Genomic DNA, 20,352 nt, shown 5'->3' with positions numbered 1-20,352 from the left:
GGCCGGAGACACGTCACCTTCTCGGTGCCGCGGCCCGGTACGGGGGCTCGTCCCCCTGAGGGCAGGGGCGGGCGCGCCCCGGGCCCCCGTCAGGACCTCTCATCGTCAGCGCGGAGGAACTCATCGATCTCCTCGCACAGCGGTGCCTGGGCCGGGCCGCTGCGGGCCACGGCGTGGGCGGCGGCCGCGTTGGCTCGCCTGGCCGCCTCGACGACGTCGAGCCCACCCAGGAGGCCGGCGACCAGGACACCGGTATGCGTGTCTCCCGCTCCCGTCGTGTCCACGACCTCACGCACGAAACCGGGTACCTCGATCGGCTCACCGCCCACCGGATGGAGAACACAGCCGTTCACGCCGGTACGGTGGACGATCAGTGCTTCAGGGCAGGCCTGCCGGATGGCACCGGTGCCGCCCAGTCGCTTCTCGAGGCGCCCCATCTCCAGGTCGTTCCCGGTCAGTATCGTCGCCCTCCTCAGCAGCGGAAGGAGCACCTGGTCGGGGATGTCGGGCTGGACCGGGCCGAGGTCGATCACGAGCCCGACGCCGTCGGGGATCGACAGGAGCCAGTCGGCCAGGATGCCGCGGCTCGTGTAGTGGGCCAGGTCGTAGCCCGTGGCGTAGACCCAGTCCCCGGCCCTCAGGTCGATGCTCTCGAGATCCTCACGCTGAGGCTCGCCCTCAACACCCGCGGTGGTGATGAAGGTGCGTCGGCCGGAGGGCTCGATGAGCGTGGTGCAGGTGCCGATGTCCCCGACGAGCTCCTCGACGAGCAGCTCCACCCGGTCCAGCCGCATCGACTCGCGCACCCGCGCGGAGTTGGGTCCGGTTCCCAGGGTGGCGGCCAGGGCCGTGGGAACACCCTGCCGGGCTGCGGCCGAGACCACGGTGTACCCGCCACCGACGACCGGACCCGACGACGCCCCGGTGATCGCCCCTCCCGGCGTCGGCACACTGCTGACGTGGAGGGGGATGTCAATGAGGATGGATCCGGTGGATATGAAGCACGCGGGCCGGAAGAGAGTCATGCAGTAAGCGCCCTCCCGCTATGCCTCGATGACGACCGGGACGATCATGGGACGGCGCCTGAGGCGGCGCCCGATCCAGCGCCCCAGGGTGCGGCGCATGACCTGCTGGAGGGAGTAGGCGTCCGCCTTCCCGGTCTCCAGCGCAGCCGACAGGGCCTCGGTCACATCGGGAAGGATCTCCTCGAAGACCGAGTCGTCCTCCGCCACGCCCCGCGCCTGGATGTGGGGGCCGGCCAGGATCGTGCCGGTTGTGGTCTCCACCACGGCGTAGACCGAGACGAAGCCCTCCTCCGCCAGGATGCGGCGGTCCTTGAGCTCAGCCTCATCGATCTCCCCCACCGAGGAGCCGTCGACGTAGATGTAGCCGCAGGGCACCTGGCCGGCGATACGGGCCACTCCCCCCTCCAGGTCGACGGCCACGCCGTCCTCACACAGCATGACCCGTTCCGGGGCGATGCCCGTCTTGACGGCGAGCCCACCATTAGCCACCAGATGACGAATCTCACCGTGAATGGGCATGACGTTGCGGGGCTGGACGATGTTGTAGACGTGGAGCAGCTCCTCGGAGGAGGCGTGCCCGGAGACGTGGACCTTGGCGTTGCCCTGGTGGACCACGCGTGCCCCCAGCCTCATGAGCTGGTTGATGACCCGGAAGACGGAGTTCTCGTTGCCGGGGATGAGGGAGGAGGCGAAGATGACGGTGTCCCCGGGCTCGATGGTGACGCTGCGGTGCTCGGAGTGGGCCATCCGGGACAGGGCCGCCATGGGCTCTCCCTGAGAGCCGGTGACCATGAGGACTCTCTCGTGCGGGGGCAGCGAGGTGATGTCCCGGGCATCGATGAGGACACCTGCGGGGACCTTGAGGTAGCCGCGCTCGGAGGCGATCCCCATGTTGCGCACCATGGAGCGCCCCACGAGGGCGACCCGCCTGTCGTGCAGGGCGGCGGCGTCGAGGACCTGCTGGACGCGGTGGACGTGGCTGGCGAAGGAGGCCACGACGATCTGCCCGTCGGAGTCGGCGAAGACGTTGTCCAGGACCTGGCCGATCTCGCCCTCGTGGCCCACCATGCCCGGGACCTCGGCGTTGGTGGAGTCCACGCAGAACAGGTCCACGCCCTCCTCACCGAAACGGGCGAAGGAGCGCAGGTCCGTGATGCGCCCGTCGATGGGCAGGGAGTCCATCTTGAAGTCACCGGTGGCCAGCACGTTGCCGGCATCGGTGCGGATCATGACGGCCATGGCGTCGGGGATGGAGTGGTTGACGGCCACGAACTCCAGGTCGAAGGGGCCGTAGGAGACCTCCTCGTGCTCGATGACCTGGCGCAGCACCGGGCGGATACGGTGCTCCTTGAGCTTGGCCTCCACGAAGGCCAGCGTGAGCTCGCTTCCCACCAGGGGGATGTCGTCACGCAGGCGCAGCAGGTAGGGCACACCCCCGATATGGTCCTCGTGCCCGTGAGTCAGGACCAGGGCGACGACGTCGTCGATGCGGTGCTCGATGGAGGAGAAGTCGGGAAGGATGAGGTCGACGCCCGGCTGGTCCTCCTCGGGGAAGAGCACACCGCAGTCAACGATGAGCAGCTTGCCGTCCAGCTCGAAGACGGTCATGTTGCGGCCGACCTCGCCCAGGCCCCCCAGGGGAGTGATGCGCATGGCGCCATCAGCGAGGGGGCCGGGGGTCTTCAGCGCGGGAAAGTTCGTCACGCGGGCATCCTACCGAGGATGTCTCGGATATCGATTGATACGGCGCGAGGCAGTTCGACGCCGTCGTGGTTCTGCAACGTTCCGACGGCGAGTTCAGGGGCTTGCCGGGTTCGCTCTACGATATGCCGGTGACGACCACGAGCCTGCCGGATGACGGAGCCAGGGACACCGCTCCCTCTTCGTCAACCGAGTCACAGCCGAGTCCCGCTCCTCGTGAGAGCCGGCGAGGCCTCCTGGGAAGAGCTGCCCTGGCAACGACGGCGGGCGTGCTCGGCGCGGGCGCCGGCGCAGGAGCCACTCACTGGCGGGAGACCCACCTCTCCCCCACCGCCAGAACCGCCCCTCGCCCGGCGGGCCCCGGTAGCGCGCTCGGTACGCGAGTGGTCTTCCAGACCGACGGGAAGTCCGGAAAGCTGGCGCTGACCTTCGACGACGGGCCGGACCCCCGTTGGACTCCACGGGTGCTCGACATGCTGGCGAGGCTGCACATACGGGCCACCTTCTTCGTTCTGGGCTCCGCGGTGCAGGCCCACCCCGAGCTGATCGCGCGACAGGTCGCCGAAGGACACGAGGTCGGGGTCCATAACTGGGTGCACACGGATGTCTACGGCGTGAGCTTCTCCGAGCTGAGCGACTCGGTGGACCGCACGTGCGAGGCGATCGTGGCGGCAGGGGCCCCGTCTCCGCGCCTGTGGAGGCCTCCCTACGGCCGGGTTGACGCGCCGGCCATGATGGTTGCCTCGCTCAAGAGGATGGACCTGCTGCTGTGGAGCGTTCACACGCCATCGGCGGCGGCCGCCGACGCTGTCAAGGACGTTGCCGGCGCCGGATCGGTGGTGCTGTGCCACGACGGGCGCACGCAGCCCTCCGAGGGCCTGTTCTCCGCCCTGGAAGGAGGTCTGCGCTCACTGCTGGAGCGAGGGCTCACCGTCACAACGGGCAGCGACCTGCTGGCCTCCGCCTGATGGACGGCTGAGGAACCCTCACCGGCATGAGCGCGGTTCACCGCGGCGGCATGGGGCGAACAGATGGGCGAGTACACAAGGCGCCCGCTCCACCGTGCGGTGGAGCGGGCGCCTGTTCCTCGTACCCCCAGCCGGATTCGAACCGGCGCCGCCGCCGTGAGAGGGCGGTGTCCTAGGCCACTAAACGATGGGGGCAGGCTATGGAGTTGTGAACCAGCAGACCTGATCGGACTGCTTGATCCGTACCCCCAGCCGGATTCGAACCGGCGCCGCCGCCGTGAGAGGGCGGTGTCCTAGGCCACTAAACGATGGGGGCATATGACAGTCCGAATACCGCAATCGGCAACCGGACCCTCGTACCCCCAGCCGGATTCGAACCGGCGCCGCCGCCGTGAGAGGGCGGTGTCCTAGGCCACTAAACGATGGGGGCCACAGATCATGAGATCCGCTGGGGTACCAGGACTCGAACCTAGAATAACTGAACCAGAATCAGTCGTGTTGCCAATTACACCATACCCCAAGGGGCTTCACCCCGGAACGGATCACGTCCGAGGCAGCGGGCAGTAATCTACACGCCCACCCTCAGCCCATCAAATCGCCAGGAGGTGAAGACCGACACACAACGGACGTCTCGGGATCGTCCCCCCTCCATCCTCCCACTCGCCGCCTCACAGGACCCTGGCAGCCGGCACCGCAGCCCCTCCTGAGCGCTCACAACCAAGCGGAGCTCCAGAGGCATCCCCTACACTCCCATCTAGTTCCTGCCCACCCCACCCTTCTGGGAGGCAATATGCCCACCCACCTGCGGCACCGTCACCGCCTAGGTCACGGCCCCTGCAGCACTCGCCTCCGCGCCCTTGGACCGACCCGGATCGCCGCCCTCCCCCTGGGCGCCTGCGGCCCCGCACACGAAGGACAGCTGAGCGTCGAACCCACCGGCGCCTCTACCAAGACCGTCCCCTCCGGCTCACCAGCGCCGTCCACAACACCGCCCCCGACGCCGTCGGCAACACCTTCCGCAACAGCCCGGACGGCCCCGAACGTCACGATCTCCCACGACCGGGCCGGCACGTGGCTCCGGCAGGACGACATACTCAAGCAACCGGTCACGACGTCGACAGAAATCGGCCAGGCCTACGACTTCGACGCAGGAGGATGTCCAGCCATTATTTTCTACAACGCAGATCCGTCGATCGACAGCGAAAGAAAAAGGGGTGGAGACAACACAATCTCTTCCATCAAGGTACGGCAGACGATGTCCAACCACGCTTCTTTCGTGGTGACCTCAGGGCAGACCCCCGTCGAAGCCATACCGGACGAGCTCGCCTCCACCGATGCATGGCATCAGTTCCTGTCCTCGACACGAGTGGCGGGACTCGATGCTGGGGTCATGGAATAGATGAGTTTCAGTACCGAGCCACACCACCACCCTCCCTCCTTCCTCACCACCAGGAGAGCCGCATTGCCTCATCCAGCACCGCACCACCACCAGATGTTCCTCGCCCGCACCCCCTCCAGAGCTCGTCGCCTGGCCCTGGGGATGTGCCTCGCAGCCAGTCTGGCGCTGAGCGCCTGCGGCCCGGCCCACAAGGGACAGCTGAAGGTCGAGCCAGCCGACGCCTCCGCCGAGGCCAGTGCCGAGGCCAGCGAATCCAGCTCACCCACACCGTCCAAGTCACCGAGCCCCACCGCCTCAGCGTCGACGCCCTCCCCCTCGGCAACGACATGGACGGCACCGAGTGTCACGGTTTCCAGTGAGGACTCGTCGGTCTGGACGCACGACGACGAGCGCATCAAGAAGGACTCGGCCGGCCCTAACGGGACTATTGACGGATACACGGTTAACGCCAACCCCGCCTGCTTCGGCTATGTTTCCACGAGCGCCGAGGAGAGGTACTACAGCCTCCGAGGAGTCGGGGACGACATTCAGTCCAAGGCGGCTCTCAAGAGTCAGCAGACGATCTTTTCCGGATATCAGACGACACAGGGCCCAAACCCGGTGGAGGCCGTCCGGGACGACAGTGGGACCCTCCCGGGCTATGAGGAGACCTTTTCCGTGACGGTCAACTTCTCGGACGCCCCCAACACTCCCATGGATGGATATCGCTTCGACAGGCGAGTGGGAGAGAAGGGGTTCGCTGTCGAGGTCATGCTGCTGTGCCCCCAGGGCTCCCTCATCGGGCTGGATCAGTGGCACACGATTCTGGGAGGCATCCGGCTCCAGGGAATCGACGCCGGAGGCATGTAATCGGCCGGCGCGGCCCGCAGAAGAGCGGGACGACTGGTGCGGTCCTGTACTCAGCTCCGCACTCACTGGCCGGTGGGGCCGGTACGCGCACGCTCAGCGCCGCGTCCCGGCCCCACCGGCTCAGTTCATCGTGCAGTCACCTCACCCGAGCCGGGCCCGAAGAGCCTTCAGCCTGGCCAGGGTGGAGGTGCTCCCGAGGATCTCCATGGACTCGAACAGGGGCGGAGAGACCTGTCGCCCGGTCACCGCGACACGCAACGGGCCGTAAGCCAGACGCGGTTTGATCCCCTCGCCGTCGGGCATGCCCCGCCCCTCGACGATGGCGGTCTTGAGGGCCTCCTCCAGATGGCCCTTGTCCCACTGCTCAGGGTTGAGCCCCTCCAGGGCGCTGATGCCCGCATCCAGCACGTCTCCGGCCGATGCCTTGAGCTTGGACAGAGCCTTGTCGTCGACGACGAGATCGTCGTCGGACACGAAGAGGAAGCCGAGCATGTCGCGGCTCTCTCGCAGCAGCTGGATCCGCGTCTGAATAAGGGGGGCCGCCGCGTTGAGGATCTCCTGCTCGCGCGCCGTGAGCTTGTCGAAGGCCTCCGCTGAGACCAGTGGCACCTGAGCGGTCTCACCGGTCGGGTCGGGGTAGGCGTCGGCGAGGTAGGGCACCAGCCGGTCCCGGAAGTCGGTCTCCCCCAGCGCACGCACCTGCTCGGCGTTGATGGCCTCGCACTTCTTGGGGTCGAAGCGGGCCGGGTTGGGGTTGACGTCATGGACGTCGAAGGCCTCGATCATCTCTGCGGCTGAGAAGACGTCGCGGTCCGCGCTCAGTGACCACCCCAGGAGGGCCAGGTAGTTGAGGAGACCCTCGGGGATCATGCCGCGGTAGCGGTGGATGAGGAGGTTGGACTGGGGGTCCCGCTTGGACAGCTTCCGGTTGCCCTCCCCCATGACGTAAGGCAGGTGCCCGAACTCGGGAATGACCTGAGCCCGACCGATGTCCATGAGGGCCCGGTAGAGGACCACCTGCCGCGGGGTGGAGGACAGCAGGTCCTCACCGCGCAGAACGTGGGTGATGCCCATCGCGGCATCGTCAACGGGGTTGACCAGGGTGTAGAGGGGCTCACCGCCCGCGCGCACGACGACGTAGTCCGGCACGCTGCCGGCCTTGAAGGTGATGGGGCCGCGGACCAGGTCGGTGAAGGTGATGTCCTCGTCCGGCATCCGCATCCGCAGGACGGGCAGGCGACCCTCGGCGCGGAAGGCGTCCTTCTGCTCCTGGGTCAGATCGCGGTCGAAGCCGTCGTAGCCGAGCTTGGGGTCCTCGCCACGCTCACGGTGGCGCGCCTCGATCTCCTCGGGGGTGGAGAAGGACTCGTACAGGTAGCCCGCCGACAGCAGCTCGGCGGCCACCTCCTTGTACAGGTCCATGCGCTGGGACTGGCGGTAGGGCTCATGAGGGCCCCCTTTACCCACGCCCTCGTCCCAGTCCAGGCCCAACCAGGTCAGGGAGTCCAGGATGGCGTCGAAGGACTCCTCGGAGTCACGGGCGGCGTCGGTGTCCTCGATCCTGAAGACGAAGGTTCCGCCGGTGTGGCGGGCGTAAGCCCAGTTGAACAGGCAGGTGCGCACCATGCCCACGTGAGGGGTTCCCGTGGGTGAGGGGCAGAAACGTACGCGCACGGACGATGAGCCCTGCTCCGGGATACCGGAGGCGCTGGTGGGCTCAGGACGGAAAGCGGATGAGTGATCACTGAGTTCAGGCATGATGAGGCCAGGATAGTCCCCTCTGACGCCCCCCAGGGAACAGGTCGGGCCGCCTCGGGCGGGGTCCCCCGCCACGCCGGCCGCCGCCGGCACCGTGAACGCTCCAGCGGCCATGACCAGCACTGAGACCCCTACGGCACTATGCCGAGCAGGCAGTGTCCTCATGGCCACGACTTCCTTTTCTTGCGTCAACATGTGCTGACGATCATGTGCTGCCCGAATTCATCATCGGACACGGGGACACTATGAGGGGGTCCCTCACCTGGAGTATTCGACCTCGACTTCGAGGGATGGGGAACTTGCCCCATCGCTCTGCGCACACAGGCGAATTAACGTGGCACCCGTGAGATCATGATGTCGCCGCCAGGAAGTTCTCGCGGCTCCCACCAGAGGTGATGACATCCCCAGTCCGTTCGGGAAGACTCCCGACTCATCGTTCCTTGGAGGCCTCATGTCCCCGTCCCCACATCCCGCGGCACGTTCCACCAGCCGCCGCCGATCGGCTCTCAGACTTCCCCTTGTCGCCGGTCTCAGCCTCGCCCTGGCGATCCCGGTTCTCGCTGCGTGTCAGGACGAGTCCGGCCCCGCGCGCTCCAGCACCTCATCAGGCAAGAGCTCGTCGCAGTCCTCGGACAAGCCCTCCGACTCCGGCAGTACGAAGGGTACGGAGGTCAATGGAGGAGCAGCCGGTTGGCACATCATCGTGTCAGCACCGGGCTGGACCAACACGAAGCGCGATACCGGAGGAGTCAATGAGCTGGTCAGCGACGACGGCTGCCAGTTCGTGACGACGCAGAACCTCCTCAACGGACAGCTCTCCACTGACCGCGAGGACACAGATACCCACGCGGCGAACGAGCAGCAGAAGTTCTCTCAGGGTGTCACCCACGTGAGCTTCAAACCCGCACAGGATGATTCGACCTCCGTCAAAGACGCCTCTGGAAACGCCATTGAGACCAAGAGGCTGGACTGGACCTACACCGGCAAGGACGGCAAGGAATACCAAGCCACTGAGTTCATCAGGGCATTCTCGACCATCAAGAGGCCGACCATGCTCACCGCGACTCTCATCTGTCCCAAGGACAAGTACTCCACCGCTGTTCTTGACGATCTCATGAAGGACACGACCGTCACCGACCCGGGCCCGGCCGACATGGACGAGGGCGCATCCGGCAATGGTGCGGGCAAGGACTCCAAGAGCGGCGACAAGAAGAGCGACGAGAAGGGCTCAGGCGGCTCACCCAAGGACACCTGAGCCTGCCTCGGCTCCCCATGGCCGAGCAGAAACAGCCGAGGAGCAGCACCAGCACTCGCCGATGGGCGGGATTCTCAGGGCACGCCCCGGGAGTCCCGCCCATCGTCGTCGGGACAAGGACTCCAGCTCGGTGAGGCCGGCCGCGTCGACTCAGCGGCGAACCACCGGGTTGGAGAAGGAGCCGATGCCCTCGACCTCGACCTCGATGCGCTGACCGGCTCGGATCTCGCCGACTCCCGCCGGCGTTCCGGTGAGAATGACGTCACCGGGAAGAAGAGTGAAGATCGTCGATACGTAGGCGACCAGCTCGGGAATCGAGCGGATCATGTCAGCGGTGCGCCCCTCCTGGACGAGGCGGCCGTCGACCCGGGCGCGCACCACCGCGTCTCCGGGTGAGAAGAGCGGCTCGCGGCCGGGCTCGGGGACCTCGATCCACGGCCCCAGGGGGCAGGAGGTGTCGAAGGCCTTGGCCCGTACCCACTGCGGCTCGGCGCGCTGGCGGTCGCGGGCCGAGACGTCGTTGGCGACCGTGTACCCCAGGATGACGTCGTCGGCGTGATCCACGGGGACGTTCTTGGCGAGGGTCTTGATGACGACGGCGAGCTCGGCCTCGTAGTGAACCTCCTCGCTCCAGGCGGGCAGGACGATGGGAGCGTCCGGTCCGATGACGGAGGTGTTGGGCTTGAGGAAGACCACCGGGTCGCGCGGCGGCTCGTCCTCCCCCATCTCGGCGATGTGGCCCCCGTAGTTCTTCCCGATCCCCACGACCTTGGAGCGCGGGATGACCGGCGACAGGAGCCGGACCTCGCCCAGCTCGACGACCTCCCCGGTGGCCTCGGGCAGGGAGTAGAGGGGGTCTCCCTTGAGGACCAGGAGGTGCCCCTCGGACTCGCCCGAGGCGACCTCATGCTCGGGCAGGCCCTGGACGATGCCGTAGCGGGGCTCGTCACCGGTGGAGAAGCGCGCGATCTTCATGGGCCTCAGCCTAGCGCTGTTGGGCTCAGCTGCCCGAGGCCTCCTCGAGCGCGGCGCGACGCTCCGTGATGGCGGCGTGGGCGGCACCGTCAACGGCCCAGATGTCCCCGGGAAGCGTGCCGGGCAGGTAGGGGTTGTCGGTGGCGATGAAGCGGATCTCGTCCTTCTCACCGGCCTCGACGGCGCGACGCTGGGCCTCCCAGTCGCGCAGGGCCCCGAAGGCCCAGCCTCCCAGGGCGAGGATGGAGACCATGTTGATGACGGTCATGGCCCCCATGACGAGGTCGGACAGGCTCCACACGAAGGTGAGGGTGGACAGGGAGCCGACGGCGGTGGCCACGATAATCATGGCCCGCAGGGCGTAGTGCTTGTGCTGCTTGCCCTGGAGGTAGTCCATGTTGACCTGTGCGTAGGTGTAGTTACCCAGGAGCGAGGAGTAGGCGAAGACGAAGATGATGACGGCCATGAGGTACTGCGCCCAGCCACCGAGGACGTTGGTGACCGATGCCGAGGTCAGGGTGTTGGCGGCGCCATTGGCAACCTCCGGGGCGGATTGAGCAGCCACCGGGTCGTAGACCCCGGAGAGCAGGACGATGAGGGCGGTGACAGTGCAGACCACGATCGTGTCGACGAAGACGCCCAGGGACTGCACGAATCCCTGCTGGACAGGGTGGGGGACGGTGGCGGTGGCTGCGATGTTGGGGACCGATCCCTCACCGGCCTCGTTGGAGAACAGGCCTCGGCGGGTGCCGTTAAGAAGTGCGGCGGTGAATCCCCCGGCGGTCCCGGCGAAGGCCTGGTCGACTCCGAAGGCGCCCTCGAAGATGGAGAGGATCGCTCCCGGGATCGCGGTGACGTGCAGCACCAGGATGGCCACGGCGATGAGGGCGTAGACCACCGTCATGATCGGCACGAGCCACTCCGAGACGGCAGCGACCGACTTGATGCCCTTGAAGATGATCGGCGTGGTGATGACGACCAGAGCAACGGCGGTCATCCACGGCTCGACGTGGAAGGTGCTCTCCATCGTGGCGGCGATGGTGTTGGCCTGGGTGGCCTCGTAGGCGAAGCCGAAGACGAAGGTGATGACGACGGCGAAGAGCTTGGCGGCGGGCTTGGAGCTCAGGCCGCGCTGGATGTAGTAGGCCGGGCCGCCGCGGAAGGTGCCGTCGGGGTGGGTGACCTTGTAGAGCTGGGCGAGGGTGGCCTCGATGAATCCGGTGGCCATGCCCACCAGCGCCACGATCCACATCCAGAACACGGCACCGGGGCCACCCATGGTGATGGCGATGGCCACACCCACGATGTTGCCGGTGCCCACGCGGGAGGCCAGCCCGACGGCGAAGGCCTGGAAGGAGGAGATCCCGCCCTCCTTGCTGTCACGGGAGGAGGTGATGGCCCGCACCATGTAGGGGAAGAGCCGCAGCTGCACGAATCCGGTCCGCACGGTGAAGTACAGGCCTCCCAGCACGAGCAGCCAGGCGAGCAGGTAGAGGAACAGGTACCCGGCGGCGTCATCGAGGATCTTGGCGCCATCGTTGAAGAAGCGTTCCAAGGATGCGGTCCAGTTGTTGCCTGCGCTGGATGCCGCACTGGTCAGGGAAGCCAGAACCGGTTGCACGTGAGATCCTCCGTAGGGGTGGGACGACGGCGCGGGCGAGGTGGGCGTCGGGCGCGCGAACCAGCACGGGAGCGGTCCGGGATACACGTCCTGCCCACGTCCCCCTCCTTCGGGAGGGAGGGCACCGTATTCGCGAAGGCTACGGATACAGTGTTTCGATTCGGTGACGGCCCTGTGGCATCGCTGCCGCACGTGCGCGAGGCGCGTGGTGCGTTGTGCGCGACACCGCCCATCTACCGGTCACCTGCCCCCCTCCCAGGCGCCTTCCGGCAGAGGCGCCGGAAGGTACTCGGAGTGCCTGCGGAAGACCGACTTGTCGCCCTCCGCCGTTGACGTGCCCCGCCTGGCCTCCCAGTCCCTCAGCGCTCCGACGACCCATCGGCTCAGGAGCACCAGCGCCGCGAGGTTGATGATGGCGCCCAGCCCCAGGAGCACGTCCGCGAGGGTCCACACGGTGGTCAGCTGCTGCACGCTGCCGATGCCGGCGCAGATGACGGCGCCGATCTGCAGCGCACGCGCGACCCAGGGACGATCGGTGAGGTAGTCGAGGCAGACCTGGGCGTAGGAGAAGGCCCCGATGATGGTGGTGTAGGCCAGGACGACGACGAGCAGCGCCATGGGCCAGCGGCTCCACTCCCCCACGAGGTGGGCGATGGCGTCCTGGGTCAGGGTTCCCGCACTCTCCTTGGCGCTCGCCCCGGGCTGGAGGACGTCCGCACCGGCGACCAGGATCGCCAGCGCCGTCGCGGTGCAGACGAACAGGGTGTCCACCACGACCCCGAAGGCCTGGATGAATCCCTGCTGGACGGGGTGGCTCACGGTGGCCGAGCCCGCGGCGCAGGCGGCCCCTCCGAGTCCCGCCTCATTGGAGAACAGGCCGCGGCGCACGCCGTTGAGCAGCGCGGCGGTCACCCCGCCGGCCAGGCCGCCCAGCCCCTGGCGCAGGCCGAAGGCGCCCTCGATGATGGAGCGCACCGCCTCGAGGGCCTGGACGGGGTGGGTCAGGAGGATGGCCAGAACCAGCACCAGGTAGGCCAGCGCCATGAACGGGGCCAGGTACTCCGCCACGCGGGCCATGGCGCGCAGGCCCCCCAGGAGGACCGGCGCGGTCAGGGCCACGACGAGGACGGCTCCCAGACTCGGTGAGAGCCCTCCGGCCCCCTGCAGGGAGGCAGTGATGGCGTTGGCCTGCACCATGGGCATGACCAGGCCGTTGGCGATGAGGAAGACGACGGCGAACACCCCGCCCAGGATCGGCAGCCCCAGTCCTCGCGAGATGTAGTAGGCGGGACCACCGCGGAAGGTGCCGTCGGGGCGACGCACCTTGAACAGCTGGGCGAGCGTGGCCTCGCTGAAGGCGGTGGCGGTTCCCAGGATCGCCACGAGCCACATCCACAGCACGGCTCCGGGCCCGCCCAGGATGAGCGCCAGGGCGACCCCGACGATATTGCCGGTCCCCACCCTGCAGGCCAGTCCGACGGCGAAGGCCTGGAAGGAGGTGATGCCGCCGTGGCTGCCGTCGCGGGAGCCGATCACTGAGGCGGCGATCGCGTCGGTGTGCCGCACCTGGACGCCCCGGGTCCTGACGGTGAAGAAGACGCCCGCCCCGATGAGGAGCCACATGAGGCCCCAGGAGTAGAGCATGTCGGAGACGGAGGCCAGGACGGCATCGACCTGGCCCATCCATGAGATGCGCCCCAGAGGTGCCATGAGAATCAGCCCCGCTTCGCCACGTCGTCGGGCTCCCAGATGCCGGGGACCACGTCTCCGGGCAGGAGGGAGTTGCCGTGGCCCACGAAGGCGGGCTCGGTGATGCCCCGGGCACGCTGGGACTCGAAGTCCCGCAGGGCTCCGATGACCCAGGGGGCCAGCCGGATGATGACGACGAGGTTGAGCACGCCCAGGAGCCCCAGGGCGATGTCGGACAGGGCCCAGACGACGGGCAGGGTCAGGACGGTGCCGCCGAAGGCCGCAGCGGTCAGGACGATCCCGAAGATCTGCTCGGACCGGCGCTCTCCGCCCAGGAAGTTGACGTTGACCTGGGCGTAGGAGTAGCAGCCGAGCACCGTTGAGAAGACCAGGACGAAGATGAGCACCACCATGGGCCAGGTGGTCCAGGCACCCAGGTGCTCGGCAACGGCCTGCTGGGTGAGGATCGCTCCGACCAGGGAGCCGTCGCCGGGGTGATAGGTCTTGGTGGTCAGGAGGATGAGCAGGCCGGTGGCCGTGCACACGAGGATCGTGTCGACGAAGACGCCGAAGGACTGGATGAGGCCCTGTCGCACGGGGTGGGCGACGGTCGCGGTGCCGGCGGCATTGGGGACGGTGCCGAGCCCGGCCTCGTTGGAGAACAGCCCGCGGCGCACGCCGTTGAGCAGCGCCGCGAGGACTCCTCCGGCGGTGCCGAACAGGGCCTGGTTGAGACCGAATGCCCCTTCGAAGACGCTCCCCAGGACCTCCGGGAGCCTGCCAATGTTGAGGATGATGACCACCAAGGCCATGAGCACATAGGCCAGCGCCATGATGGGGGCCAGCCACTCCGCGACGCGGGCCACGAGCCGGACCCCGCCCAGGACCACGGGGGCAGTCAGCAGGACGAGGAAGACCCCGACCATCCAGGCCGAGACGCTGGGAACGGTGGCGGTGATGACCTGGGCCAGTGAGTTCGTCTGCACCATGACCACCGTCACGCCGACTGAGACGATGCAGATGGCGGCGAAGATCTTGCCCCACAGGGGCGAGCCCAGACCGTTCTTGATGTAGTAGGCCGGGCCCCCGCGGAAGGTGAAGTCCCGGCCGCGCTCCTTGAAGATCTGGGCGAGCGTGGACTCCACGAAGCTGGTGGCCATGCCGATGAGGGCGACGACCCACATCCAGAGCAGAGCACCGGGGCCGCCGGCCACAATGGCCAGGGCGACTCCGGCGATGTTGCCGATGCCGACGCGCGCGGCCAGGCCCACGGCGAAGGCCTGGAAGGAGGAGATGCCACCCTGCGCACCGGATCGGGACCCGGACAGCGAGTTGACCATGGTGCCGAAGTGGCGCAGCTGAACCAGACGGCTACGTGCGGTCAGGTAGATGCCGGCCAGGATGAGCAGGGCGGTCAGAAGATAGGTGTAGAAGAAGTCGTCGACGGAGTTGAGCAGGTTCTCGATACTGGTGAGGTTCATGCGTCGGCTCCTGTCGAGGCGGCGGGCTGGCTGCTGGCCGGGGTGGCTGCGGGAACGCCGTCGTCGGCGGTGCTGTCCGCCTCGGCCAGGTGGGTCCTCTCGCCGGTCCAGACGTCACCGGGGAGGTCACCGGGCAGGTAGGGGTTGCCCACGCCGCTGAACAGGGGCGCGACTCGTCCCGCCGCGCGCTGTGCGTCCCAGTCCCTGAGTGCCCCCACTCCCCAGCGGGCGAGCCAGATGAGGGCGACCAGGTTGGTCAGGGTCATGACGGCCATGGTGATGTCGACGGTGTTCCACACGACGGTCAGAGAGGCGAGCGCCCCCAGCCCGGTGGAGACCACCGAGACGAGCCGGGGCAGCCAGCGCCACTCGGGCCGCTCGGAGATGAAGGTCATGGAGACCTCGGAGTAGGTGGCTGCGGCGATGATGGAGGAGAAGGCCAGGACGAAGATGACGATGGCCATGGGGACGGCCGTCCAGCTGCCGAGGGTGGCGGCGACGGCGTCGGAGGTCAAGGTGCCCGCAGCCTTGGGGGTCAGCGTGCCGGCCTGGACGAGGGCGGGGCTGTAGACGCCGGAGACCAGGATGATGAAGGCGGTCGCGGTGCACACGATGATGGTGTCGACGAACACGCCGAGGGACTGGATGAGCCCCTGCTGGACGGGGTGGGCCACGGTGGCGGTGGCGGCGGCGAAGGGGGCGGTGCCCTGTCCGGCCTCATTGGAGAACAGGCCGCGGCGGGTCCCGTTGGTCAGGGCGGCGATGATGCCGCCGGTCACCCCTCCGGCGAAGGGCACCGGACCGAAGGCCGAGGAGATGATCGTGACCATAATCCCCGGGAGCTGGGTGATGTGGAGGGCGACGATGACAACGGCCATAACGACGTAGACCAGGGCCATGATGGGCGCCATCCACTCGGTGACGCGGGCGACCCGGCGTACTCCGCCCAGGATGACCAGGGCGGACAGCCCCACCAGCACCGCGGCGGCGGCGCTCGGGGGCAGGTGCAGCGGGGAGTCAGGGCCGATGACCCCGGCGACGGCGTTGGACTGGACCATGATGATGGAGAAGCCGCAGGTGAAGATCGTCAGTCCCGCGAAGGCGACACCCAGGGGGCGGCTACGCATCCCGCGCGCCATGTAGTAGGCGGGCCCGCCGCGGAAGGAGCCATCGGTGTGGCGGACCTTGAACATCTGGGCCAGGGTCGCCTCGAAGAAGGCGGTGGCCATCCCGACCAGGGCGACCACCCACATCCAGAAGATCGCGCCGGGGCCACCCAGGATGAGGGCGGCGGCCACTCCGAAGACATTGCCGATGCCCACGCGGGCGGCCAGGGAGATCGTGAAGGCCTGGAAGGAGGAGATGCCTCCCTGAGCCCCGGAACGCGACCCGGCCACCTGGCGGAACATGTCCGGCAGACGGCGGAGCTGCACGAAGCCGGTGCGGATGGTCAGCAGGATCCCGGTACCGACGAGCACCCACATGGTGATGTGGAGCGTGATCCAGTCCGAGACGGCCTCGAGCTGAGCGGCGAGGGCATCCATGGGAGATTCAGCCTTTCACGGTGTCGCGACAGGTGGGGACGGCCCGCATGCTCTCATGAATCGCCGCCCGGGACATAGTGCGGTCGTTCCTCAGGACGCGGGCGCGGGCCGACGCCGCACGGCTCAGGCCCCGGCCGTGGCCTCGGGCGGGTCGGCGGGCGCCCAGAGCTCCTGGTGGTCGAGCACCAGCTGGACGGGCCGGCCGTCCTCATCCAGGCCCCAGTAGGCCTGGGCGACGCCGGGATGCCGGCCGGCCGAGGCCGAGGCGCCGATGGGCCCCGACCCCGGATCCATGAGGAAGGCCCGTTGCATCTGTCGCCATACTCGGGAGTACTGCCGGTGGGTCATGCCGAAGTAGGTATCGGCGTCGGCGATGGCTCCGTTACCCGACCTGGTGTCCAGCTCAGGCCACGAACAGAAGTCCATGGAGCGCGCCGGCTTCGTCCCGACGATCGCGTGCTTCCACTGCACCGGCTCGCGGTCCGCGAGGATGACGCGCAGCGCGGCCACACTCCGTTCCCCACCCAGCGTGGTGAGCAGGGCCTGAGCCCGAGCCGTTCCGGGATCGAGCCTGAGGGTGCACAGGCACATCCCTCCGAAGGGGTCTCCCACCGCCAGGTAGCTGCCGTGCGGGAACTGACCGATCTCCTGAATCTCGACCGGCCCGACCTCAGCATGACGACGCGCCTGCTCAATGGCTTTGGCGAGCAAGGGGGCGAAGACCTCCGGGTCGTCCCAGTCGCCGTCTCCTTCCTGCCACTCCATGCCCTCCTCAATGAACTCCTCACTGAGCGCCTCGCAGGCCCAGGAGGCGGAGAACACGGCCGCGGGGTCGGGCATGTCCTCCTTGTGCTGGGCCTCCATGGGACTCGTCTTGTCGGCGGCGGCCTTCCAGGCCTCGAGCACGTCCTTGTCCACCAGTGGGGAGCCCGGCTCCTCGTCGTAGTCGTCAATGGTGTCGATCCGCCAGTCGTCGCCGACGCGAACCAGCATCATCTCGATAATGGGGTCCCCCATGGCGCGCCGGCTTCGAGCCAGCCTTGCCATAGCACTCGAACCATAGACATCGATACGTTCAATCGTGACGGCTTCCGGGCTGAAGGCTGCCGGTTCAGAGAAACCGGTAATGTCTCCCTTGAGCGATCTCTCCAGCTGATGAGTGGCTCGGAGTGCTGCCGTCTTCGTGAACCACGCGGGGAACGGATCCTCCTCTTTCCACTTGTCGAACAGCGGCTTGACCTCAGCATGGGCGGCGGCGTAGTCCGCCAGGAAGGCCTCGATGCGGGCACGGGGGTCCATCATCCTCCTACGGCAGACTGGACGGACGGTAGGTGCCCAGCATGCCACAGGCCCTCTGCTCCGCCTGTTGTACCCACGTGAGACGATGACGCCGTGACCTCCCAGACTGCTCCGGCCCTCAACGCGATGCTCGATGCCCTCATTCCGGCTGACGATCCCGAGCGCGTCCCCGAGCCCGAGGAGGTCTACCTGGCCTTCTCAAGCTGGGCGGAGACGACCGGCCGTCCCCTCTACCCGCACCAGGATGAGGCGCTGTCGGAGATCCTGGAGGACCGCCACGTCATCGCCGCCACCCCGACCGGCTCGGGCAAGTCGATGATCGCGCTGGCCGCCCACACCGCATCCCTGGCCCGCGGGGGCCGCTCCTACTACACGGCCCCCCTCAAGGCCCTGGTCAGTGAGAAGTTCTTCGAGCTGGTGCGCCTGTTCGGGGCGGACAACGTCGGCATGGTCACCGGCGACACCTCCATCAACGCCGCCGCCCCGATCATCTGCTGCACCGCGGAGATCCTGGCCAACCAGTCCCTGCGCGAGGGCGAGGACATGGACGTGGACTGCGTCATCATGGACGAGTTCCACTACTACGCCGACCCGCAGCGCGGCTGGGCCTGGCAGGTGCCCCTCCTGGAGCTGCCCCAGGCGCAGATGGTGCTGCTGTCGGCCACGCTGGGCGACGTCTCCTTCTTCGTGCGGGACCTGCGCGAGCGCACGGGCCGCGAGGTCGCCGTCGTCGACGACGCCGTGCGGCCGGTTCCGTTGGAGATGGAGTACGTCGTCGAGCCGATCGGTGAGCTGCTTCAGCGCCTGGTGGGGCAGGACAAGGCGCCGGTCTATGTCGTCCACTTCTCCCAGAAGGAGGCGGTGGAGCGGGCGACCTCCCTGCTGAGCGTGGACCTGGTGCCCAAGTCGCGTAAGGCCGAGATCGTGAAGGCGCTCGGCGACTTCCGCTTCGGGGGCGGTTTCGGGGCCACACTCTCGCGGCTGCTGCGCGCCGGGATCGGCGTGCACCATGCGGGCATGCTGCCGCGCTACCGGCGGCTGGTGGAGCGCCTGGCCCGCGAGGGCCTGCTGTCCGTCATCTGCGGCACGGACACGCTCGGGGTGGGCATCAACGTGCCGATCCGCTCAGTGGTCATGACCTCCCTGGTGAAGTTCGACGGCTCCAAGGAGCGTCACCTCACCGCCCGAGAGTTCCACCAGATCGCCGGGAGAGCCGGGCGCGCCGGCTTCGACACCCGCGGCTACGTCTCCGTCCAGGCCCCCGAGCACGTCATCGAGAACGCCAAGGCGCTGGCCAAGGCCGGCGACGACGAGCGCAAGCGCCGCAAGATCGTGCGCAAGAAGGCCCCCGAGGGGCGAGTCAACTGGACCGACAAGACCTTCGAGCGGCTACGCGACGCGGCCCCGGAGACACTGAACAGCCAGTTCCAGGTCACCACCACCATGGTGCTCAACCTCATGGAGCGCGCCGGCGACCCGGTGGCGGCGATGGCGGAACTGCTGGAACGCGCCCACGAGCCCGAGGCCCAGCGGCGCCGCCACGTGCGACGCGCCCTGGAGATCTACCTGTCCCTGCGCACGGCGGGGGTCCTCACCCATGTCTCCAGCGCCCAGGCCGCCGCCGATGGGCGCCCCCGACTCCGCCTGGCGGTGGACCTGCCGGCCGACTTCGCCCTCAACCAGCCCCTGGCGCCCTTCGCCCTAGCGGCCATGGACCTGCTGAACGTGGAGGCCCCGGAGCACACGGTCGACGTCGTCAGCGTCGTCGAGGCCACCCTGGACGATCCGCGCCCGCTGCTCTACGCCCAGCAGCGCGCCGCCCGCGGCGAAGCGATCGCCGCGATGAAGGCCGAGGGCATGGACTACGAGGAGCGCATGGCCGCCCTGGAGGAGGTCACCTGGCCCCAGCCGCTGGCCGAGCTACTCACTCCTGCTCTGGAGATGTACAAGCAGGCCAACCCGTGGATCGCCGAGCACGAGCTGGCGCCCAAGTCGGTGGTGCGCGAGATGGTGGAGAACGCGATGACCTTCTCCGACCTCATCTCCCGCTACGAGCTGGGCCGCAGCGAGGGCGTGGTGCTGCGCTACCTGACCGACGCCTACCGGGCGCTGCGCCAGGTCGTGCCCGAGGAGCACCGCACTCCTGAAGTGGTCGAGCTCATCGACTGGCTGGGGGCACTCGTGCGCGCCGTCGACTCCTCCCTGCTCGATGAGTGGGAGGCGCTCGGTCAGGCCCAGGCAGGCAAGGCCGGCGAGGCCGCCGGCCTGCTGGAGGGCGACCGTCCCGGCGCGGACGACTCATCCGGGGTGGAGCGGGCCTTCGGCGCGGACGAGAACGGGACGGTGGCCTTCACTCGCAACCGTCACGCCTTCCGAGTGGCGGTGCGCCGGGAGATGTTCCGGCGCGTGGAGCTCATGGCGCGCGACGACGTCGAGGCCCTGGGCCGTCTGGACGCCTCCTCCGGCTGGGGCGAGGACCGCTGGGACGAGGTGCTGGGCCGTTACTGGGACGAGTACGACTGGATCGGCACCGACACCTCGGCTCGGGCGATCTCACTGGCGCCGCTCGACGAGGCCCCCGATGAGACGGCCCTGGCGGCCGCCGGGGTCAGTGAGCGCCTGCGCGAGGCCCTGGATGCCTCCGGCAAGCAGGTGTGGCTGGCCACGCAGGTCCTGGAGGACCCCGACGGCGATCACGACTGGCGGCTGACGGCCCTGGTGGATCTGGCTGAGTGCGACCGGGAGGGACGCGCGGTCGTCCACCTTCTGTCCGTGGGCCCACAGTAGG

General features: G+C 68.1%; 13 protein-coding genes and 4 tRNA genes. 4 read left to right on the top strand and 13 right to left on the bottom strand.

The window, feature by feature from the left end:
* Positions 1 to 89: 89 nt before the first annotated feature.
* Together JJJ14_RS04595 and JJJ14_RS04590 are read right to left on the bottom strand one after the other, a co-directional pair.
* Positions 90 to 1,025: a PfkB family carbohydrate kinase gene (locus tag JJJ14_RS04595; protein ID WP_075415005.1), complete on the bottom strand. Its 936-nt coding sequence runs from the start codon at positions 1,023 to 1,025 to the stop codon at positions 90 to 92.
* An 18-nt stretch (positions 1,026 to 1,043) separates the two neighbouring features.
* Positions 1,044 to 2,678 (bottom strand): ribonuclease J, encoded by a 1,635-nt coding sequence (locus JJJ14_RS04590; RefSeq protein ID WP_201445075.1) that lies wholly within the window; start codon positions 2,676 to 2,678, stop codon positions 1,044 to 1,046.
* Positions 2,679 to 2,851: 173 nt separating this feature from the next.
* On the opposite strand from JJJ14_RS04590, the gene JJJ14_RS04585 reads away from it, so the two are divergent.
* Positions 2,852 to 3,694 carry a polysaccharide deacetylase family protein gene (locus JJJ14_RS04585; RefSeq protein ID WP_442859490.1) on the top strand — a complete coding sequence of 281 codons (843 nt, stop codon included), beginning with the start codon at positions 2,852 to 2,854 and terminating at the stop codon, positions 3,692 to 3,694.
* A 122-nt stretch (positions 3,695 to 3,816) separates the two neighbouring features.
* Here the strand turns inward: JJJ14_RS04585 and JJJ14_RS04580 are convergent.
* From JJJ14_RS04580 to JJJ14_RS04565, 4 genes are all read right to left on the bottom strand, one after another.
* Positions 3,817 to 3,889: transfer RNA gene (locus JJJ14_RS04580), tRNA-Glu, on the bottom strand.
* 48 nt (positions 3,890 to 3,937) lie between these two features.
* A tRNA-Glu gene (locus JJJ14_RS04575) sits at positions 3,938 to 4,010 on the bottom strand.
* Positions 4,011 to 4,051: 41 nt separating this feature from the next.
* Positions 4,052 to 4,124 (bottom strand) — tRNA-Glu (locus JJJ14_RS04570).
* Between the two features lie 18 nt (positions 4,125 to 4,142).
* Positions 4,143 to 4,214: transfer RNA gene (locus tag JJJ14_RS04565), tRNA-Gln, on the bottom strand.
* A gap of 942 nt (positions 4,215 to 5,156) precedes the next feature.
* On the opposite strand from JJJ14_RS04565, the gene JJJ14_RS04560 reads away from it, so the two are divergent.
* Positions 5,157 to 5,942 carry a serine/arginine repetitive matrix protein 1 gene (locus JJJ14_RS04560; RefSeq protein ID WP_233431539.1) on the top strand — a complete coding sequence of 262 codons (786 nt, stop codon included), beginning with the start codon at positions 5,157 to 5,159 and terminating at the stop codon, positions 5,940 to 5,942.
* Positions 5,943 to 6,083: 141 nt separating this feature from the next.
* Here the strand turns inward: JJJ14_RS04560 and gltX are convergent, their stop codons facing one another.
* A complete protein-coding gene (gltX, locus tag JJJ14_RS04555; protein ID WP_201444794.1) occupies positions 6,084 to 7,700 on the bottom strand; it encodes a glutamate--tRNA ligase in 1,617 nt (538 codons plus the stop codon).
* A 451-nt stretch (positions 7,701 to 8,151) separates the two neighbouring features.
* On the opposite strand from gltX, the gene JJJ14_RS04550 reads away from it, so the two are divergent.
* Positions 8,152 to 8,955 carry a hypothetical protein gene (locus JJJ14_RS04550; RefSeq protein ID WP_180806171.1) on the top strand — a complete coding sequence of 268 codons (804 nt, stop codon included), beginning with the start codon at positions 8,152 to 8,154 and terminating at the stop codon, positions 8,953 to 8,955.
* A gap of 150 nt (positions 8,956 to 9,105) precedes the next feature.
* Here the strand turns inward: JJJ14_RS04550 and JJJ14_RS04545 are convergent, their stop codons facing one another.
* The 6 genes from JJJ14_RS04545 to JJJ14_RS04520 all read right to left on the bottom strand — a co-directional run bounded on the left by JJJ14_RS04545 (position 9,106) and on the right by JJJ14_RS04520 (position 17,564).
* Entirely contained in the window at positions 9,106 to 9,930 is an 825-nt protein-coding gene (locus JJJ14_RS04545) for a fumarylacetoacetate hydrolase family protein (RefSeq protein WP_201444793.1), read from the bottom strand.
* 25 nt (positions 9,931 to 9,955) lie between these two features.
* Entirely contained in the window at positions 9,956 to 11,551 is a 1,596-nt protein-coding gene (locus JJJ14_RS04540; protein ID WP_101558423.1) for an alanine/glycine:cation symporter family protein, read from the bottom strand.
* Positions 11,552 to 11,791: 240 nt separating this feature from the next.
* Entirely contained in the window at positions 11,792 to 13,261 is a 1,470-nt protein-coding gene (locus tag JJJ14_RS04535; RefSeq protein WP_201444792.1) for an alanine/glycine:cation symporter family protein, read from the bottom strand.
* Between the two features lie 5 nt (positions 13,262 to 13,266).
* Complete coding sequence (locus JJJ14_RS04530; RefSeq protein WP_201444791.1) at positions 13,267 to 14,721, bottom strand: alanine/glycine:cation symporter family protein; 1,455 nt, start codon at positions 14,719 to 14,721, stop codon at positions 13,267 to 13,269.
* A complete protein-coding gene (locus JJJ14_RS04525; RefSeq protein ID WP_101558426.1) occupies positions 14,718 to 16,265 on the bottom strand; it encodes an alanine/glycine:cation symporter family protein in 1,548 nt (515 codons plus the stop codon). The genes JJJ14_RS04530 and JJJ14_RS04525 overlap by 4 nt, the downstream gene beginning before the upstream one ends.
* 123 nt (positions 16,266 to 16,388) lie before the next feature.
* Positions 16,389 to 17,564, bottom strand: coding sequence for a hypothetical protein (locus JJJ14_RS04520; protein WP_101558427.1), 1,176 nt, complete (start codon positions 17,562 to 17,564; stop codon positions 16,389 to 16,391).
* A 126-nt stretch (positions 17,565 to 17,690) separates the two neighbouring features.
* On the opposite strand from JJJ14_RS04520, the gene JJJ14_RS04515 reads away from it, so the two are divergent.
* A complete protein-coding gene (locus tag JJJ14_RS04515; protein ID WP_201445074.1) occupies positions 17,691 to 20,351 on the top strand; it encodes a DEAD/DEAH box helicase in 2,661 nt (886 codons plus the stop codon).
* Position 20,352 lies beyond the last annotated feature (1 nt).

Source organism: Actinomyces sp. HMT 175 (assembly GCF_016694895.1).
GTDB lineage: Bacteria > Actinomycetota > Actinomycetes > Actinomycetales > Actinomycetaceae > Actinomyces > Actinomyces oris.
The sequence above is the reverse complement of the archived record's forward strand: the minus strand, read 5'-3'. Positions and strand labels throughout refer to the sequence as shown.

Coding starts and splice junctions, on each gene's coding strand:
- JJJ14_RS04595 (WP_075415005.1), bottom strand. CDS start 1,025: ATGACTCTCTTCCGGCCCGCGTGCTTCATATCCACCGGATCCATCCTC.
- JJJ14_RS04590 (WP_201445075.1), bottom strand. CDS start 2,678: ATGCGCATCACTCCCCTGGGGGGCCTGGGCGAGGTCGGCCGCAACATG.
- JJJ14_RS04585 (WP_442859490.1), top strand. CDS start 2,852: ATGCCGGTGACGACCACGAGCCTGCCGGATGACGGAGCCAGGGACACC.
- gltX (WP_201444794.1), bottom strand. CDS start 7,700: ATGCCTGAACTCAGTGATCACTCATCCGCTTTCCGTCCTGAGCCCACC.
- JJJ14_RS04550 (WP_180806171.1), top strand. CDS start 8,152: ATGTCCCCGTCCCCACATCCCGCGGCACGTTCCACCAGCCGCCGCCGA.
- JJJ14_RS04545 (WP_201444793.1), bottom strand. CDS start 9,930: ATGAAGATCGCGCGCTTCTCCACCGGTGACGAGCCCCGCTACGGCATC.
- JJJ14_RS04535 (WP_201444792.1), bottom strand. CDS start 13,261: ATGGCACCTCTGGGGCGCATCTCATGGATGGGCCAGGTCGATGCCGTC.
- JJJ14_RS04530 (WP_201444791.1), bottom strand. CDS start 14,721: ATGAACCTCACCAGTATCGAGAACCTGCTCAACTCCGTCGACGACTTC.
- JJJ14_RS04525 (WP_101558426.1), bottom strand. CDS start 16,265: ATGGATGCCCTCGCCGCTCAGCTCGAGGCCGTCTCGGACTGGATCACG.
- JJJ14_RS04520 (WP_101558427.1), bottom strand. CDS start 17,564: ATGGACCCCCGTGCCCGCATCGAGGCCTTCCTGGCGGACTACGCCGCC.
- JJJ14_RS04515 (WP_201445074.1), top strand. CDS start 17,691: ATGCTCGATGCCCTCATTCCGGCTGACGATCCCGAGCGCGTCCCCGAG.